The organism is Pseudarthrobacter albicanus, from assembly GCF_018224015.1.
Classification (GTDB): Bacteria; Actinomycetota; Actinomycetes; order Actinomycetales; family Micrococcaceae; genus Arthrobacter; species Arthrobacter albicanus.
Genome location: NZ_JAGPOT010000013.1, coordinates 74637 through 92626, shown reverse-complemented (window position 1 = coordinate 92626; position 17990 = coordinate 74637). Strand labels below are relative to the sequence as shown.

The window sequence follows — 17990 nt, the reverse complement described above, 5'->3', positions numbered from 1 at the left end:
CGCCGCCCACAACGATGAGCCCAAGCCCCTGGTGTGGACGGCGACAGCGGAATCCATCCTCGAAAAAGTCGCCCGCGGCCGTGTCGCACTCCAAGCCGTCAAGCAAAACTGAGACACACGACTAGACGACGCTGAGGTTGTTCGGCAGGCCGGAGCGGCCGGTGAGCAGGAGCAGAAGTTCCGGGGCGGACGGCAGCCGGGCGCCGATGGCTCCGGCAAGTTCCAATGACGCCGCGATCGCAGGGGCGAGCGAAGCCGGGGAATCGAACCCCAGGGCGCGCGCCAGATCCAGTCCGTGGACGGCCAGCTCAAAGGTGCGGGTCGGCAGGTAGTCGATGAGCGTCATTGTTCCGGCCGGAGTGGCGGCAAGGGCTTCGTCCGGTGTGTGCCGGACGAGTGCCGTGACCCGCCGGACGAGTTCCTGCACGGTCGCAACCGGATCTTCCCCCAGCCCGGCCCCGGCTTCGCGGCCGCGCTGCGCGATCGCATCCGGCGTCGTGCTGCCGCGGACCGCGAGGTAATAGGCCACCGGGCCGTCCACCCGTTTTCCGGCCGCCGGTTCGGCTGCCGAGGCATCTAGGTAGGTTTCCACCGTTGTCAGGGCCCGGCTGGCATGGCCAGTCAGCCCGCGCACATCCCATTCGCCAAGTGCCGGCTGTGACCACGCAGACTCGGGCACCCGTCCGATCAGCTCGAGGAATGCAGCTGCGGCTCCGAGGAAGTCCGATTTGATGCGGTCAGCGTCCATAGCGTCCATTGACTCCCGCGGAACCCTGAGCGTCAACCCCGCCGGCACGGCCGCAACCGCCAAGTGTGGGCCGAAACATTTTGCATCATGGGCGACGGCCCTTACACTTAGTTCTAGTCAAAGTGACTATAACTAATCCGGCGGTCGGGCCGGACCGCTCCGGGCAGCCCCACACGGGACATCCGGGAGCCCGGATTGCGGGGTGAACCACCATTTTCACGACAGCCGCCAACGTCACCGAGCGCCAGTCCGCGCCGCCGTCGCTGGCCATCTCCACCGTGATCTTCGCGCTGCGCCCCAGCGAGCGGTCCGGCCGTCCCACCATCTGGATCCCGCTCGTGCGCCGGATCCGGGAACCGTTCAAGGGCCTGTGGGCCCTCCCGGGCGGTCCGCTGACCCACGCCGAATCCCTGCAGGACGCCGCGTCCAGGAACCTGCGCGAAACCACCGGACTCGCGCCCAGCTACCTGGAGCAGCTCTACGCCTTCGGCGGGCTGCACCGCTCACCGACCCAGCGCGTGGTCTCGATCGTGTACTGGGCGCTGGTCCAGCCCACCGAGGCGGCGCTCGCCGACGAATCCGAAAACGTCCGGTGGTTCCGGGCGGACCGGCTCGACGGGCTGGCCTTCGACCACAACGCGATCGTCGAGTACGCGCTGTGGCGGCTGCGGAACAAGATGGCCTACGGCTCCATCGCCTACCACCTGCTCGGCGAGTACTTCACCCTGGCCCAGGTCCGGGAGGTCTACGAGGCGGTCCTGGACCGCGAACTGGACCCGGCAAACTTCCGCCGCCAGATCAAAGCCACGCCGGAGATCGAAGAAACCGGCGAGTACCTGCAGGGCGGCAAGCACCGCCCGCCCCGCCTCTACCGCTTCACCGGCCGCCCCGGCCTTGACCCAGATAACAGGAGCACACCATGAGCAGCGTCAACACGGCAATCCAGCTGATCACACGCGAACAGGCCGAGGAAAACACGGCGGCCGCCTCGACCTGCAGCCCGGCGCTCGCCCGCGGCCCCTGGGACTACGACCTCGCCGAGGCCCTCGCCGGCGTGCCTGCCTACGGCCCCGGCGCCTCCTCCGCCGACGCCGCCCCGCCCTCGACCCCCCGCCAGGTCCAGCTCCCGGAGGAATACAAGCGGGCGTCCGACGCCGAGCTTGACGCCCGGATCCGCGCGGCCAAGGCGGTGCTGGGGGACCGGGCCGTCATCCTGGGCCACTTCTACCAGCGCGACGAGGTCGTCGAATACGCCGACTTCGTGGGCGATTCCTTCCAGCTGGCCAACGCGGCCCTGACCCGGCCCGACGCCGAGGCCATCATCTTCTGCGGCGTGCACTTCATGGCCGAGACCGCGGACATCCTGTCCCGGCCCGAGCAGGCCGTGATCCTGCCGAACCTTGCCGCCGGCTGCTCCATGGCGGACATGGCGGACATCGATTCGGTCACCGAATGCTGGGAACAGCTCGAGGAGCTGTTCGGCACCGAGCCCGACGCCGCGGGCCGGGTCCCGGTCATCCCGGTCACCTACATGAACTCCTCCGCCGCGCTGAAGGGCTTCTGCGGCGAGCACGGCGGCATCGTGTGCACCTCCTCCAACGCCGCCACAGTGCTCGAATGGGCGTTCGAGCGCGGCCAGCGCGTGCTGTTCTTCCCGGACCAGCACCTGGGCCGCAACACCGCCAAGGCGATGGGCGTGCCCCTGGAGCAGATGCCCATGTGGAACCCGCGCAAGGACCTCGGCGGCAACGAGGAGCAGACCCTCGAGGATTCCCGCGTGATCCTGTGGCACGGCTTCTGCTCGGTCCACAAGCGCTTCAACGTGGGCCAGATCGAGAAGGCCCGCGCCGAATTCCCCGGCGTCCAGGTGATCGTGCACCCCGAATGCCCCATGGAGGTGGTGGACGCGGCGGATTCCGCCGGTTCCACCGACTTCATCCGCAAGGCCATTGCCGCCGCCACCGGGCCGACAACCTTCGCGATCGGCACCGAGATCAACCTGGTGAACCGGCTGGCCGCCGAATACCCGCAGCACACCGTCTTCTGCCTGGACCCGGTGATCTGCCCGTGCTCCACGATGTACCGCATCCACCCCGGCTACCTCGCCTGGGTCCTGGAGTCGCTGGTCCGCGGCGAGGTCGTCAACCGCATCACCGTGGAGGACGCCGTCGCGGCCCCGGCAAAGGTCGCCCTGGAGCGGATGCTGGCGGCCCGGCCATGACCAGGCCGCTGCGTCTGGTGATCGTCGGCAGCGGAATCGCCGGACTCTACGCTGCGCTGCTGGCCTCCGATGCGCTCCGGGATGGCGCCCCGGCGGCCGAGGTGGTGCTCCTGAGCAAGGGAACGCTCGAGGCGAGCAACACCTTCTACGCCCAGGGCGGCGTCTCGGCGGTGCTCTCACCGGGAGAGGCAGCCCCGGGCGACTCCGTGGCGGCCCACATCGCCGACACCCTCGCCGCCGGCGCCGGGCTGAACGACCCCGAGGCTGTCCGGATCCTGTGCACGGAAGCCGTCCGGGACATCGCGGGGCTGCGGCGCTTCGGCGTGCGGTTCGACGCCGGGCCCGGCGGCGGCGCGGCCCTGGGCCTCGAGGCCGCGCACTCCGCCCCGCGCATCCTGCACGCCGGCGGCGACGCGACCGGAGCCGGCATCGCCCGCGGGCTGGTCGCCGCCGTTCTCGAACGCGCCGTGCAGGGACGGCTCCGGGTGGAGACCGGCGCCTTCGTCACCGGACTCCTGACGGACCAGGCTGACGCAGGGACCGGGACCGGAGCTCCGGCCGGGGTGCCGACGGCGGTTCCGGCGGGGGGCCCGACGACGGCGGCCCGGGTCACCGGCGTCGCCTACCTGTCCAACGGGGCGCCGAAGCGGCTGGCCGCCGACGCGGTGCTCCTGGCCACCGGCGGCGCCGGCAGGCTGTTTGCCCGGACCAGCAATCCCGCCGTGGCCACCGCCGACGGCCTGGCCCTGGCCTGGCGCGCGGGGGCGGAGGTGCGGGACCTCGAGTTCTTCCAGTTCCACCCCACCACGCTGGCCGCGGAGGAAGTCCCGGGCGGACCGCCCGCGCTGCTGATCTCCGAGGCGGTGCGGGGCGAGGGGGCACTGCTGCTCGACGCCGCCGGCTACCGCTTCATGCCGGACTACCACCCGGACGCGGAACTCGCCCCGCGCGACGTCGTCTCCCGCAGCATCGCCCTGCACCTGGCCGCCACCGGCGCCCCCGCCGACAGCCCGGTCTACCTGGACGCCCGCGGCATCGAAGCCGCCCGGGGTGCCGGGTTCCTGGCCCGGCGGTTCCCCACGATCAACGCCGCCACCCGCGCGGCCGGTTACGACTGGACCGCGGAACCGCTCCCGGTGTCCCCGGCCGCGCACTACTGGATGGGCGGTGTCTCCACCGATGTCTGGGCCCGCACCTCGGTTCCGGGGCTGTACGCAGCCGGTGAGGTCGCCTGCACCGGAGTGCAGGGCGCCAACCGGCTGGCCAGCAACTCGCTGCTCGAGGGTCTCGTGTTCGGGCGGCGCGCCGTCGAGGCCTTCCTTTCACCTGGGACGGGCTGGGTGTCGCCTGCCGGCACTCCTCCGCGTGCTCCCCACGATCTCCCTAGCCTCGCAAGCTCGGCCAGGGAACCCGGATCGTGTGGGCCCACGGCCGCGGGCGGCCTCACCTTGACGCACGCTTCCGGAACACCCGCAGGCGACGACGGACAGCTCGCGTCGGGTGGCAGTTCGGAAACGCAACGGAACGACGCGACCGAATGGGGGATTGTTGCGCCTGAGCCGGGGCCGTTTTCCCGCGACGCTTTGGGGCGGTTGATGACCAGTGCCGCCGGTGTGCTGCGCACGGGGCCGGAACTCGACGCTGCAGCCGCGCAGCTGGCCAACTGGTCGGAATCTATCGGCAGCCCCGAAGTGACGGCCCCGTGGGAGCACGAGGACCGCAACCTGCTGCTCGCCGCCCGGCTCCTCGTGGCGGCGGCACGGCTGCGGAAGGAATCCGTCGGCGCCCACCACCGCGCAGACGCCGCAGAGCCAGCCCAACAGTCCGCCGGAAACCGCTCCATGCAAAGGATCTGACATGACAGTAACCACCGCACCCAGCGCACGCACCGCCCCCGCGGCGCTCGCCGGAACCCTGCCGGAGGCCGCGGTCCTGGCCGTGCTCCGGGCCGCGCTCGCCGAGGACGCTCCCTACGGCGACATCACCTCCCAGACGCTCATCCCGGCCCACGCCCGCGCGACCGCGGTCCTGGCCGCCCGCGTGCCCGGCGTGCTGAGCGGCGGGGACGTGTTCGCTGCCGCGATGAAGCTGACGGACCCGGATGCCGCCGTCGAACTGCTCGTGGCGGACGGCGCCTCCTTCACGGCCGGGACGGTGCTGGCACGGGTCACCGGGAACGCCCGCGCCGTGCTGCTGGCCGAGCGGGTGGCCCTGAACCTCGTCCAGCGGATGAGCGCCATTGCCACCAGGACCGCGGAATTCGTCGCGCTCGTGGACGGCACCGGGGCGCGGATCACCGACACCCGGAAGACGACGCCGGGGCTGCGCGTGCTGGAACGCTACGCCGTGCGTTGCGGCGGCGGCGCCAACCACCGCTTCAGCCTCTCCGATGCCGTGCTGGCCAAGGACAACCACCTGGCCGTCCTCACCGGGGGAGACCCGGAGCGGCTCACCGGCGTGCTCCGCGCAGCGAAGGCGCAGCTGGGCCACACCACGCACTTCGAGGTGGAGGTGGACCGGATGGAGCAGATCGAACCGGTGCTGGCCGCCGGCGTGGACACCATCATGCTGGACAACTTCTCGCTGGCCGGGCTCGCCGCCGGGGTGGCACTGGTGGGCGGCCGCGCCCGGGTCGAGGCCAGCGGCAACGTCAACCTGTCCACCGCGGCGGCCATCGCCGCCACCGGCGTCGACGTGATCTCCGTCGGTGCCCTCACCCACAGCGTCACCGCCCTGGACCTGGGCCTGGACGTTGAACTGGACGTTGAACCGGAAGCCGAGCCGGCCGTTGAAACCGGCCCGGAGCCGGCCGCCGTCGCGCAGGCCGCCGGCTGAGGCACGCCATGATCTTCCTGGACGCCGCGGCCACGACGCCGGTCCGCCGCGAGGTGCTCGAGGCCATGTGGCCCTATCTCAGCGGCGAATTCGGCAACCCTTCAAGCCACCATTCCCTCGGTGAGGCGGCAGCCGCCGCGCTCGCGGGGGCGCGCACGGCCACGGCCAGGGCCCTGGGCGCCCGCCCGGGGGAGATCATCTTCACCTCCGGCGGCACGGAAGCGGACAACCTGGCCGTCAAGGGCATCGCCCTGGCCCGCCGCGCGGCGGACCCGCGGCTGGACCGGGTGGCGATCAGCGCCGTCGAACATCCCGCCGTGCAGGAATCCGCGCGCTACCTGCAACGGGTCCACGGCTTCGCCGTCGACGTGGTTCCGGTGGACGCCTACGGACAGGTCACGGAGCAGGCCCTGGCCGCGGTGCTCCGGCCGGAGACGGCGCTGGTGAGCATCATGTACGCCAACAACGAGGTCGGGACCGTGCAGCCCGTGGCCCGCCTCGCGGCGCTGGCCCGCGAACACGGCATTCCGTTCCATACCGACGCGGTCCAGGCCGCCGGCTGGCTGCCGCTGGACACTGCGGCGCTGGGCGTCGACGCGCTGAGCATCTCCGGGCACAAGCTGGGCGCCCCCAAGGGCAGCGGCGCATTGTTTGTCCGCGGCCGGATCCGGCTCGAGCCGCTGGTCCACGGCGGCGGGCAGGAACGCGGCCGCCGCTCGGGCACCGAAAACGTCGCCGGTGCCGTGGCGCTGGCGACGGCGCTCACGCTCGCCAGGGCGTCGCGTCCGGGGGCCGCGGACGATCCGGCTGTCCGCGTTGCGGCGCTGCGGGATGACTTCATCCGGTCCGTCCTGACGGCCGTCCCGGGGGCGGTCCTCACCGGCCACCCCACGCAGCGGCTTCCCTCGGTGGCGTCGTTCTGCTTCCCCGGGACCAGCGGTGAATCCGTGCTGCTGGAGCTCGAGCGCCAGGGCGTCATCTGCTCCAGCGGCTCGGCGTGCGCTGCAGGCTCGGACGAGGCGTCCCCGGTGCTGCTGGCGATGGGCCTCGGCGCCGAGGTGGCCCAGACGGCGGTGCGGTTCAGCTTCGATTCCACGATCACGGCAGCGGAACTGCAGGAGGCGGCGGCGGCGGTCCGCAACGCCGTCGGAAGCGTCCGGGCCCTCGGCCAGACCGCTTAGCTCCGCTTGCCGGCCTGCCGGGGCCATGACCGGCGGCATGCTGACGGACGTATGCTTTTCATATCGGTTCAGCAGCGAGCCGTCGCGTCGCGATACTTAGGCGTGGAGCATGGCCGACAGAACTGCCGCGGGCCCCCCAGGCGGACCGCCCGCCGCCATCCTCGACCTGGTGCTGGACAGCGCTGAGGTCGGCACCTTCCTCCGGAGCGTCCTGGGCGGGTTGATGGCGGATCTCGGCGGCGCCGGCCGGGGAATGAACTGGGCCCTCGCCATTCTCCGGGCCGGGAAAGCCAGCACCTGGGTGGCAGACAGCGCCCACACGGCGGCCATCGACCGGCTCCAGCATTCTTTCGACGACGGTCCGGCCCTGACGGCAATGCGCGGCGGCGAATTTGTGCATGTCGGGGATGCGGGCCTGGAACGCCGCTGGCCGGGATACGCGAGTGCAGTTGCCGGTTACGGGGTCCGGTCACTGCTGTCCGTTCCCCTGGTGTCAGAAGGCGTGTTCGCCGCCTCGGTCAACCTGTACGCGCCGCTGCCGCACTCCTTCACCAGCGAGGACATCACCAAGGCGCGCAGTTGCACCCGGCAGGGCATGCGCGGACTCAGCCTCGCAATGCAGCTGTCCGCGAAGAAAGAATCCGACGCCGGGCGTCTCCCCGCACCCGGATCCCGTGACCTCGTCGGTGAAGCGTTGCGGATCCTGATGGACGAATACCGGCTCAGTTACGAGGCAGCTTCCCACTACCTCCACACGGCCGCACGGAGCCGGTCTGCGGACCTTGAGCAGGCGGCCCTGGACATCGTTACCGCCGGTTCGCCGCCCAGCCCCCACCCCGATCTCGACGATGGCCCCGCCGGCCTGCCGGCCCCTTCCAGGAAACCCCGGGCCGCCGGTCGAACCGTTCCGTCCCGCGGGAGCGCGGGGAGCACCGCCTGAGCGCCCCGGACCAGGCCCGCGGCCGCCCCGGAGAGGTCCGGGCCCCTCACGGCTCGAGGATCCGCCCGAGAGCAGGGCAGTGGCGTTGCCGGTGCTTTCTCAGCCCTTGTTTGGGCCGGCCAGGGTGTAGGCCCCCGTGTCCTGTTCCTTTCCAGGGCGGAGGACCTTGAGGGCAGCGGCCCAGGCGATGACCTGGTCCAACAGCGTCTGCAGGTTCTTTTCGGCATTCTCCGACGGCGTGAAGGTGCGGTAGCCCTCAAACTCGGTGGCCAACGGCAGCGCGACCTGGGCGCGGACGTCCGCCATCTGCAGCTCCCCGGCCACGGACCGGAGGTGTTCCACGGCCCGGGTGCCGCCGGCACTGCCGTAGCTGACGAAGCCGGCGGCCTTGTTGTTCCACTCCTTGTACAGGTAGTCCAGTGCGTTCTTCAGCGCCCCGGGAATGGAATGGTTGTACTCGCCGGTGACGAAAATGTAGCCGTCGAAGGCGTTGACCGCCTGCGACCAGGCCCTGGTGTGCTCCTGGCTGTACCGGCCCCTTGACGGGGGCACCGGCTCGTCCAGCAGAGGCAGGCCGAAGTCGGCGACGTCGAGGACCTCGAAGGCGGCGTCGCCGCGCTCCGCTGCCCGTGCCTGCACCCAGTCGGCCACGGGCTTTCCCAGCCGCCCCGGTCTGGTGCTCCCGAGCACGACAGCTATGCGGATCATGGCGGAATTCCTTTCCGGAACTTGTTTCCCCTCCATCAGGTCAACAACCCGGAAGCGCCGAATCTTCCACACATTCGTGGCCAGCGGGGAAGGCGGGATGCTCAGCGGTGCCGGGCGCGGCGGAAGATCCAGTGCCGCAGCAGGGTGAACCGCACGGCCGTGGCGATAAATCCGGACAGGGTGGTGGTCCACAGTTCATCGGCCACCGAGGCATCCGGCCGGACCCAGTGCAGGACAGCCAGGCTGCCGCCGGTGATCAGCAGCGCCACCAGGATCACGATCAGCCCGTTGAGGTGGTCGCGCTTCATCCGCCGGCGCTCGGTGATCTTGAAGGTCAGCCGCCGGTTGAGCGCCGTGTTCATCAGCGAGGTGATGATCAGGGCCCCCGCGTTGGCCGGCTGGGATCCGAGCCACGGCCGGAGAACCGCATAGAGGGCCAGGGACGCCATGGTGCAGACGATGCCGACGCCGGTGAACCGGGCAAGCTGCCGGGCCAGGGGGTAGCGGAAGATCCCGCGGCGCCGGAGCGTTGCCGGTTGGCGGGGCCCGGCGGGCACGGGGCTGGCGGGAAGGAGCTGCCGCCCGGGGTCGGTGGCCGGGCCGGCAGGGGATTCCATCCGTCCAGACTGTCACAGTACGGCCGCGTTCCGCGAAAAAGTGCCGGCCCGCACGGTCCAGCCCGCTCAGTAAAGCCCGCTCAGTACAGCTCGCTCAGTACAGCTCGCCGGCCGGGATCTCCACAGCCAGCCGGTTGGACGGACCGGCCAGGGGACATGCCCACGCCTCGTTGTAGGCACAGGACGGGTTGTAGGCGAAGTTGAAGTCAACGACAAACTCCGCCTTCGGGCCGGAACCGTGCACGCCGTGGAAGGCGCCCTTGATGGTGTCCAGCATGTACCGCCCCGCGCCGTAGCTGCCGCCGGGCTGTCCGGCGGTGGCGTCACGGAACGGCACGAAGATGCCGCCGCCGTAGCCGTTCAGTTTCCAGACGGCCAGCTGTCCCATCTCGGGAAGGTCGAACGTCCCGAGCCGGACGAAGCGCACCAGGCCGTCGGTCCCGGTCTCAACGTTCATTTCCCGGCCCGCGCCCTCACTGGTGAGGGGGATGTGGAAGCGGTAGATCGGATCGTAGTCCGTTGTCTTCAGCCCGTCGAAGCTGGACTTGGCGGCGGCAGTCAGCGGCGATGCGGGGTGCGTGCCGAACATCCGGTCGCGCTCCTGGCGCCAGTAGGAATGGGCCTCTGCGGGGTCGTCCGCGGCGATCTGCCGGACGGTGGCGTAGAGGGCAAAGGTCCGGAGCCGCCAGTCCGCGATGTCGACGGCGGAGATGTCCGCCACGCTGTCCTGGTCCCCAAAATGCGTTCCGTCAAACTGCTGTTCCGCCATGCCCCCAGCGTAGCCCGGTTTCCGGGCCCCGGATTGCGCCCGTGGCGGAGCGGACCCTTGAGCCTCCGCAACCCCGCGGCAGCCGACACCGAACCGACGCTGCGCGCTCCACTGTGTCCGTCGTCACGGCGGTTAGGCTGGCAGCATGACTGGGACGGCACTATCACGCGGGATCCGGATCGCCGCTGCGCTCGGCGTCGCCGCGGCCGCACTTACCGGCTGCAGCGGCGACGGGAAGGGAACGCCGGCATGGACGGCCGGCAGCGGCCCGGCCGGAACGACGACGCCGGACGCGTCGTCGTCGGGCTCCTCGCCCGGCGCGTCCGCCGGCGCTGCGTCCGGTGCCTCGCGAGGCTCCTCGCCCGGCGCGACGGCGGAGGCCACCGCCTCCGGCGGCGGGTCGGCAGCGGCGCCCGGCTCTACGGCGTCGGCCTGGAAAGTCTTCACCGACCCCGCGAAAAGCGTCAGTTTCGAGCTGCCGCAGGAATGGCTGGCCCAGTCCGTCGCGCCGGATCCGGGAACCATGCCGGGGGCGCTCAAGATCGAGGTCAAGGACGCCAGGGGCGGATACCTCGCCACGCTGCAGACCGGGCTCCAGCCGCAGCCCGTGCCTGCCTGCGCCGACGGGGCCGCCAGGCCGTACGTCGTCGTCAGCAGCGTACCGGTGGAGCTTCCGCATGGCGGCGGCGCCGGGACCATCGATCCCCATGTGGTGTTCCGGGTGATCCAGGGCTACAAGTACTTCGGCTCCTACGGCATCACCAACATCGTGGGCGGCTCCGGGGGCACGTCCTGCGCGCTGCAGAACCTGGTCCGCGGGCCGGACGGCAGGGGCGACTATTCCTTCGGGGACCTGGCGGTGCTCAAGACGCTGGCCCCCGACCAGAAGGCCGCCCCGGCGAAGGCCTTCGACACCCTTGACCAGGCCGCAAAATATGTCAACGAGGGCTCCGAATTCGCCAACGTCCAACGGATGCTAATGTCTCTGAAGATCAGAAACTAGTCCCGCTCCCCGCGCACACCGCGGGCCGGCGACGGCGGCTGGTTCCCCTGCCGCCACCTCACACCCCCGGAGATACATGGAACGCACTGTGGCCGCCCGGCTGGCCTTCAAGACCGTGGCCGACACCAAAGTCGCCCTGGCGGTGGCCGTGGCCCGGAACGCCGGGTACGCCTCGCTCGAGGAGTCCCTGTCCGTCACCGCGGGCGGCGAAGGCGTGGCCCTGACCGAGCTGCGCGACCACCACGGCGGGCGCTTCCACTACATGGAATTCGAAGAGCCCGCGGACGTGCTGGTGGAGTACACCGCCACGGTGTCCGGCTTTGCGCTGCCGGAAGAACCGGGCCTGATGGAACTCATCCGGTATGTCCGGCCGAGCCGCTACGCCGAGTCCGACAGGCTCCTGCCGACGGCCTACGCCGAATTCGGCGGCGTCCAGGGCGAGGAACTGCTGCACGCCGTGCGCAACTGGGTCTTCCGCGAACTCCGCTACGTCAGCGGCTCCTCCAGGGGGACCGACGGCGCCGTGGAGTCGCTGCTGCACCGCCGCGGCGTGTGCCGCGACTTCGCCCACCTCGCCATTTCGCTGCTGCGGTCCAGGAACGTTCCGGCCCGTCTGGCCGCCGTGTATGCGCCGGGCCTGAGCCCCATGGACTTCCATGCCGTGGCCGAGGCCCACATCAACGGGGCCTGGCATGTCATCGACCCCACCGGGCTCGCGCCGCGCGAAAGCATGCTGCGGATCACGGCCGGGCGCGACTCCTCGGATACCGCGTTCCTGTCCACCGTGGGCGGCAGCCTGTCGCTGACGGAACTGAAGGTCACCGCCGTCGTCAACGGCGAACTGCCCCAGGAGGATCCGGCGAAGCTCGTCGCCCTCCGCTAGCCGACGCCCGCGCGGGGCGCGCCGGACCGTCAGCTCAGCGGGAGCTGACCGAGGCCCGCAGCTTCTCGGTCAGCCGCCGCAGCTCCTGCTGTTCCTCCGCCGTGAGGGCCGGGGAGACGAGCGCGGCGATGTCGCGGACATGCTCCCGGCCGATCTGCTTCTGCAGCTCCCAGCCGGCCTCGGTGAGCTGGATGCGGATGCCGCGGCCGTCGTCGGGGGCCGGCATCCGCTCCACGAGCCCGCGCTTCCCGAGGCGTTCCACGAGCCGGCTCAGGCTGGACTGGCTCAACAGCACGTGGTCGTTGAGCTCGTTGAGGCGGAGCCAGCCGGAGGGGCATCGGGACAGCGTGAAGAGCACGTCGTACTCGTTGAGCGCGAGCGTTTTGAAGGCGGGGCTGTCCTGCAGCCTGCGCATCACCGCCACCTGGGCGCGGAACAGGGCTTCCCAGGTCTCCGCGGCCAGGCGGACAGAGGACTCGGCCGTCTTGGCGGACATTATGCGTCCTGGCTGGCAGTTTCACTCGGCTGCGACGCCACGGCGCCTGCGGCCAGTGAAGCTGCCACGCGGCCGGCGTGGGTGGGCGGTTCCGGAACATGGGCCGGCTTGAGGGCGGCGTATTCCTTGCGCAGGACCGGCAGGACCTCTTCGCCGAACAGGTCCAGCTGTTCCAGTACGGTCTTCAGCGGGAGGCCGGCATGGTCGATCAGGAACAGCTGGCGCTGGTAGTCGCCGAAGTACTCCCGGAAGGCGAGGGTCTTCTCGATGACCTCCTGCGGGCTGCCGACGGTCAGCGGGGTCTGCGAGGTGAAGTCCTCAAGTGACGGGCCGTGGCCGTAGACCGGGGCGTTGTCGAAGTACGGGCGGAACTCCTTGACGGCGTCCTGGGAGTTCTTCCGCATGAAGAACTGGCCGCCGAGGCCCACGATCGCCTGGTCCGCCTTGCCATGGCCGTAGTGCTCGTAGCGTTCCCGGTACAGGCTGATCAGCTGCTGGTAGTGCTCCTTGGGCCAGAAGATGTTGTTCGCGAAGAAGCCGTCGCCGTAGTAGGCGGCCACTTCGGCGATCTGCGGGGTGCGGATGGAGCCGTGCCACACGAAGGGGGCGACGCCGTCGAGCGGGCGGGGCGTGGAGGTAAAGTTCTGCAGCGGGGTGCGGAACTTTCCGGACCAGTTCACGGTGTCCTCGTCCCAGAGGCGGCGCAGCAGGCTGTAGTTCTCGATCGCGAGCTCCACCCCGTCCTGGATGTTCTTGCCGAACCAGGGGTAGACCGGGGCGGTGTTGCCGCGGCCCAGGACCAGGTCCACGCGGCCGTCGGCGAGGTGCTGGAGCATGGCGAAGTCCTCGGCGATCTTCACCGGGTCGTTAGTGGTGATCAGCGTGGTCGCCGTGGACAGGATGATGCGCTCGGTCTGGGCGGCGATGTACGCGAGGGTGGTGGTGGGGGAGGAGGAAAAGAACGGCGGGTTGTGGTGCTCGCCGATGGCGTAGACGTCCATGCCGATTTCTTCGACCTTCTTGGCGATCGCCACAGACGCCTTGATGCGGTCGTTTTCCGAGGGGGTGTGGCCGGTGGTGGGGTCAGTGGTGATGTCACTGACACTGAATACGCCGATTTGCATGATGCGCCTTCCGTTCTCTGGACTTCTTGGGGTCTGTTTCAAGTATAGACCATTTCCATGCATATGCATCTATCACCCGGCATAACGCCCACCACACCCGTTTATTCCCCGGCCTTCCCCGGCGCAAGGAGAGCGGCGCGGACCTTCGCGACGGCGGAGCGGGCGTCGTTGGCCATATGACGCTTCGACAGCCGGACCAGCGTCCAGCCCGCCCGGCTGAAATCCTCCTCGCGGGAGATATCGCGGATGATCTGCTCAGGCTCGGAGTGGCTATCGCCTTCGTATTCGACGGCCACGCGGTATTCGGGGTACCCCAGATCGGGTTGACGCACGACGCCGGCCCGCAGTTCCGTGGGCGGGTTCAGGCAGGGCTCCGGCAGGCCTGCCCGTCCGAGCGCGAGACGGAGCCTGGTCTCAGGCGCGGAATCGGCGCCGACCCTTGCCTGCTCCAGGGCCAGCCTCGCCTTGCGGATGCCGGGCGTGCCCTTGTGCCGGTCCAGCATCTCCGCGAGTTCCCCGATGCAGGCGTGTGCCTCGCTGCGGCCCTCCAGCTCGGGATGCGGCCTGCGGATCAGGTGGTCAGCCACGACGGTGAGTTCGTCGATGCTCATCCTGCGGGAGATGTCCAACCATGTCCGGGTGCGGCTTGTGAGCAGGAGGCCGTCCAGACCGGTGATCTCGTCCGGAAAGAACTGGCCCACGTGGCCCACCACGCCCGTCCGCCGCGGAATGGCCATGGTGTCCGGCCGCGAGATGTGGATGCCGGGGGAGTCGGCCCCGGGAAGGAATCCGGGCAGTGCCCAGAGCCGGAATGCCGTGGCATGCGAAGCCGCCGAAAATTCGGTGATCCGGGTGAGCGGCCGGACCAGCGCCGCGGCTCCGGCCAGCGGTCCGGCCGGCGACGCAGGGATGCGGATGCCGCGGCTGGGTGCCGCAAGGCCGGGGTGCCGCAGCCTGCGGTGGCTGGCTCCGGCGTCGAGCGCTTCCCGGAACGTAAACGGAGCGCTGCCCAGCGGCTCCGGTAATTGTCGAGGCGTCTTCATACCCCCATCGTGGCAAACCCTGGCGGCCTGCCGAGGGTTATCCACAGGCTGGCGCCCCGGGAGCCCAACTAGCTGGCAATTGTTGTCGTTTTGGGCCCTCTAAACGACAACTAATGCGAGCCAGTTGGGAGGGGAACGGCGTCCGGGAGGTCATCGGCGAAGTCGTCCGGGAAGTCCCCGGCAAGGTCGTCCAGGGGTGCCGGGGCGGCGTGGCGGGCAGTGCGGCGGGCGGCGGGGCGGGGCGCCTTCAGCAGGGCTTTCCGCTCGCGCCGGCCTTCCACCAGCCGGTACAACACCGGAACCAGGACCAGCGTCAGTGCGGTCGAGGAAGTCAGCCCGCCGATCACCACCACGGCCAGCGGCTGCGAGATGAAGCCGCCGCCGCCGGTCAGGCCCAGGGCCATCGGCGTCAGGGCGAACACGGTGGCCAGGGCCGTCATCAGGATCGGCCGCAGGCGCTGCCGGGCCCCGTGCGTGATCGCGTCCGCCACGCTCATCCCAGGCATGCCGTTCCGCGGCCGGCGGTACTGGTTGATGAGGTCGATCAGCACAATCGCGTTGGTCACGACGATGCCCACCAGCATCAGCATGCCGATCAGCGAGGGCAGGCCCAGCGGCACGCCGGTAACCAGGAGCAGGGCGACCGCTCCGGTCGCGGCGAACGGGACGGACACGAGCAGGATCAGCGGCTGCACGAGGGACTTGAACGCGGCCACCATGATGACGTAGACGATCGCGATGGCGGCCAGCAGCGCCAGGCCCAGCTGGGCGAAGGACTCGGCCTGCTGCGTCGTGGCCCCGCCGATCGCCGCGGTGACGCCGGGCGGCAGCGGGACCGACGCGAGCCGGTTCTGCACTTCGGTGCTGACCGCGCCGAGGTTGCCGCCCGACGGCGTGACGGAGACGCGTGCGGTCCGCTGGCCGTTGCTGGCGGTGATCGAGACCGGAACGTCCACCTGCTCCACGGCGGCGACGCTGCCCAGCGGCACGGCGCCGGCCGCCGTCGGAAGCGGGATGTCCCGGACGGCGCCGATGCTGGTGAACCGGGTGCCCTCGCCGATCCGGACCGGGAAGTCGTTGGTGTCGATGCGCACCGTTCCGGCCGGAATCGGGCTGACCGTGGCGGCGAGCACGCCGGCGACCTGTTCCTCGTTCAGGCCTGCGGCCACGGCCTTGGCACGGTCCACCTTCACCTGGACCACGGCCTGGCTGGCGGCGAGGTTGGTGCTGACCTCGCTGCTGCCGGGAACCCCGTCCATGGCCTTGACCATCGCGTCGCTGGCGGTCGTGAGGTCGGCCGAGGTCGCGGCCGTCAGCGTGATGTCCACCGTTGAGGAGGTGCCGAAGCCGCCCTGCTGGGCGCCGACGGTGATCTTGCCGGCGCCGCTGAGCTGGGCGAGGGCGTTGCGGACGGTGTCCTGGAGCCTGCCCTGGTTGGCCTTTTCGTCGGTTACTACCGTGATGCTGGAATTCGAGGCGCCGGCGGAAAGGAGCGCGGAGAAGCCGGACGTGGCGTTGCCGGTGGTGGCCTGGACGTCCTTGACTCCGTCGATGCCGCGCAGCACGTTTTCGAGTTTGACCGCTGCCGCGCTGGCGTCGGCGAGGCTCGTCCCCGCGGGCAGCTCCTGCTTGACCGTCATGCTGTTTTCCCCGGAACGGCCCAGCAGGTCGGTGGCGAGCAGCGGGGACATCGCGGCGGTGCCGCCGAGCACGAGGACGGCCGCGATCAGGGTGAGGACCGGATGCCGCTGGGTTTTGGTCAGGACGGGCAGGTAGCCGCGCTGCAGGAGGGTGCGCTGCTCGGCCTCGTGGGCCTTCGCGGCGGTCTCGCGCGCGGACGCGTCCGGGACACCGGAATCTGCCGGGGTCCGCAGGAACCAGTACGCCAGCACGGGCACGATCGTCAGCGAGACCAGCAGCGAGGAGACCAGCGCGATGGTCACGGTCAGCGCGAAGGGTCGGAACAGCTCGCCGGCGAGGCCGGCCACGAAGGCGATGGGCAGGAAGACGGCGACGGTGGTCAGGGTGGAGGCGGTGATGGCGCCGGCCACTTCCCGGATGGAGGTCAGGATCGCGGTGAGCTTGGCTTCGCCGTAGCTGAGGTGGCGCTTGATGTTTTCGATGACGACGATCGAATCGTCCACGACGCGGCCGATCGCGATGGTGAGCGCGCCCAGGGTCAGGATGTTCAGCGAGTAGCCGGTGGCCGAGAGCCCGATGAAGGTGATCAGCAGGGACAGCGGGATCGACACGGCCGTGACGAGGGTGGAGCGCACGGACATCAGGAACACGAGGATCACGGCGACGGCGAAGCCGAGGCCCAGGAGCCCCTCGGTGGTCAGGTCCTTGATGGATTTCTCGATGAACGGGGCCTGGTCGAACACCGGAGTGAACGTGGCGTTGGAGCCGAGCTCGGCCTCGAGCTGCGGGATGGCGTCCTTGACCGCGTGCGAGATCGCCACGGTGTCGCCCTCGGGCTTCTTGGTGACGGAGAGGGCCAGGGTTTCCTTGCCGTTGGTCCGGGTGATCGAGGTGCGGGCGTCCTCGGCGATGCTGACGTCGGCCACGCTCCCGATCGTCGCGCCGTTTTGCGCGCCGCCCAGGGGGAGGGCCTTGACCGCGTCGAGGGAATCCACCGGGCTGCCGATCTGCAGCGCGAGCGTCCTGCCCTGTTCCTCGATGGTGCCGGCCGGAACGAGCGTGCCGTTGTTCTTCAGCGCGTTGCTGATGGACTGGACGCCCGCCCCGGCGGCGGCCATCGCCGCGGGGCGGGGCAGGATCCGGATGTTCCGGGTGGCGCCCCCGGTCACCTCGGCGCCCCGGACGCCGTCGAGCTTCTGCAGGCGCGGCACGCTGAGCCGGGCGAGGTCGGCGTTCAGCTCGCTGAGCGGCTTGTCCGAGGCGACGGCGAGGTACACGATCGGGAAGTCGCTGATGCTGCCGGCGATCGCCTGCGGCTGGACGTCCTTCGGCAGCGACTGCCTGGCGTTGGAGACGGCGCGGTCGATCTGGTTCCGGGCCCGATCCAGGTTGGTGCCGTAGGTGAACGCCAGGCGGATCTGCGAGACGCCGCTGCGGGAAGTGGACGACGTCGACTCCAGCCCCTCGACGCCGTTGAGCGCTGTCTCCAGCGGGGCGCTGACCTGCTTGTCCACGACCTCCGGCGAGGCACCGGGCATCGAGGTGATGACCGTGATCTGCGGGAACTCGATGGACGGGATGAGCTCCTGCTTCAGCGAGGACATCGTGATCACGCCGAAGACGGACGCGAACACGGTGACCAGCGCGATCAGCGCCCGGTTGGCCAGCGACAGCTTTGCGAGCCGGAACATCTCATGGTCTCCTGGTGGGTCGGCGGACGTGCCTCAAGGGTGGTTCAAAGGGGTGGCTTCAAAGCATCAGGGCAGCCGCAGCCGGCGCCG

Annotated in this window: 16 protein-coding genes; 8 read left to right on the top strand and 8 right to left on the bottom strand. The window is 70.2% G+C overall.

Annotated features, from left to right (window positions below; genetic code table 11):
* Window positions 1-121: 121 nt before the first annotated feature.
* Window positions 122-748: a maleylpyruvate isomerase N-terminal domain-containing protein gene (locus tag J9611_RS04955; protein ID WP_211878223.1), complete on the bottom strand. Its 627-nt coding sequence runs from the start codon at window positions 746-748 to the stop codon at window positions 122-124.
* Between the two features lie 212 nt (window positions 749-960).
* On the opposite strand from J9611_RS04955, the gene J9611_RS04950 reads away from it, so the two are divergent.
* From J9611_RS04950 to J9611_RS04925, 6 genes are all read left to right on the top strand, one after another.
* Window positions 961-1671 (top strand): NUDIX hydrolase, encoded by a 711-nt coding sequence (locus tag J9611_RS04950; protein WP_211878229.1) that lies wholly within the window; start codon window positions 961-963, stop codon window positions 1669-1671.
* Window positions 1668-2969 (top strand): quinolinate synthase NadA, encoded by a 1302-nt coding sequence (gene nadA, locus J9611_RS04945; RefSeq protein ID WP_211878222.1) that lies wholly within the window; start codon window positions 1668-1670, stop codon window positions 2967-2969. The genes J9611_RS04950 and nadA overlap by 4 nt, the downstream gene beginning before the upstream one ends.
* Window positions 2966-4825 (top strand): L-aspartate oxidase, encoded by a 1860-nt coding sequence (locus J9611_RS04940; protein ID WP_211878221.1) that lies wholly within the window; start codon window positions 2966-2968, stop codon window positions 4823-4825. Before nadA ends, J9611_RS04940 begins: the two co-directional genes overlap by 4 nt.
* A 1-nt stretch (window position 4826) precedes the next feature.
* Window positions 4827-5804 carry a carboxylating nicotinate-nucleotide diphosphorylase gene (nadC, locus tag J9611_RS04935; protein WP_211878220.1) on the top strand — a complete coding sequence of 326 codons (978 nt, stop codon included), beginning with the start codon at window positions 4827-4829 and terminating at the stop codon, window positions 5802-5804.
* Window positions 5805-5812: 8 nt separating this feature from the next.
* A complete protein-coding gene (locus tag J9611_RS04930) occupies window positions 5813-6985 on the top strand; it encodes a cysteine desulfurase family protein (RefSeq protein WP_211878219.1) in 1173 nt (390 codons plus the stop codon).
* Between the two features lie 109 nt (window positions 6986-7094).
* Window positions 7095-7925 carry a GAF domain-containing protein gene (locus J9611_RS04925; protein ID WP_211878217.1) on the top strand — a complete coding sequence of 277 codons (831 nt, stop codon included), beginning with the start codon at window positions 7095-7097 and terminating at the stop codon, window positions 7923-7925.
* A 99-nt stretch (window positions 7926-8024) separates the two neighbouring features.
* Here J9611_RS04925 and J9611_RS04920 read toward each other — a convergent pair whose 3' ends face one another.
* The 3 genes from J9611_RS04920 to J9611_RS04910 form a co-directional block, all read right to left on the bottom strand.
* The gene (locus tag J9611_RS04920) at window positions 8025-8633 is read right to left on the bottom strand and encodes an NADPH-dependent FMN reductase (protein WP_211878216.1); all 609 of its coding nucleotides are present in this window, start codon (window positions 8631-8633) and stop codon (window positions 8025-8027) included.
* A 101-nt stretch (window positions 8634-8734) separates the two neighbouring features.
* Window positions 8735-9250 (bottom strand): GtrA family protein, encoded by a 516-nt coding sequence (locus J9611_RS04915; protein ID WP_211878215.1) that lies wholly within the window; start codon window positions 9248-9250, stop codon window positions 8735-8737.
* A gap of 94 nt (window positions 9251-9344) precedes the next feature.
* On the bottom strand, window positions 9345-10019 hold the full coding sequence (locus tag J9611_RS04910) for a DUF1684 domain-containing protein (RefSeq protein WP_211878214.1): 675 nt from the start codon (window positions 10017-10019) through the stop codon (window positions 9345-9347).
* Window positions 10020-10164: 145 nt separating this feature from the next.
* Here J9611_RS04910 and J9611_RS04905 point away from each other — a divergent pair, with 145 nt between their 5' ends.
* Both J9611_RS04905 and J9611_RS04900 read left to right on the top strand, forming a co-directional pair.
* On the top strand, window positions 10165-11022 hold the full coding sequence (locus J9611_RS04905; protein WP_211878213.1) for a hypothetical protein: 858 nt from the start codon (window positions 10165-10167) through the stop codon (window positions 11020-11022).
* A gap of 76 nt (window positions 11023-11098) precedes the next feature.
* Window positions 11099-11905 carry a transglutaminase-like domain-containing protein gene (locus J9611_RS04900; protein ID WP_211878211.1) on the top strand — a complete coding sequence of 269 codons (807 nt, stop codon included), beginning with the start codon at window positions 11099-11101 and terminating at the stop codon, window positions 11903-11905.
* 34 nt (window positions 11906-11939) lie between these two features.
* Here J9611_RS04900 and J9611_RS04895 read toward each other — a convergent pair whose 3' ends face one another.
* The 4 genes from J9611_RS04895 to J9611_RS04880 all read right to left on the bottom strand — a co-directional run bounded on the left by J9611_RS04895 (window position 11940) and on the right by J9611_RS04880 (window position 17900).
* Window positions 11940-12401, bottom strand: a complete 462-nt coding sequence (locus J9611_RS04895) for a MarR family winged helix-turn-helix transcriptional regulator (RefSeq protein ID WP_211878210.1) — start codon at window positions 12399-12401, stop codon at window positions 11940-11942.
* Window positions 12401-13525 (bottom strand): LLM class flavin-dependent oxidoreductase, encoded by a 1125-nt coding sequence (locus J9611_RS04890; RefSeq protein ID WP_211878209.1) that lies wholly within the window; start codon window positions 13523-13525, stop codon window positions 12401-12403. Before J9611_RS04890 ends, J9611_RS04895 begins: the two co-directional genes overlap by 1 nt.
* A gap of 101 nt (window positions 13526-13626) precedes the next feature.
* On the bottom strand, window positions 13627-14568 hold the full coding sequence (locus J9611_RS04885; protein WP_211878208.1) for an endonuclease domain-containing protein: 942 nt from the start codon (window positions 14566-14568) through the stop codon (window positions 13627-13629).
* A gap of 110 nt (window positions 14569-14678) precedes the next feature.
* Window positions 14679-17900, bottom strand: a complete 3222-nt coding sequence (locus J9611_RS04880; RefSeq protein WP_211878207.1) for an efflux RND transporter permease subunit — start codon at window positions 17898-17900, stop codon at window positions 14679-14681.
* Between the last annotated feature and the right edge of the window lie 90 nt (window positions 17901-17990).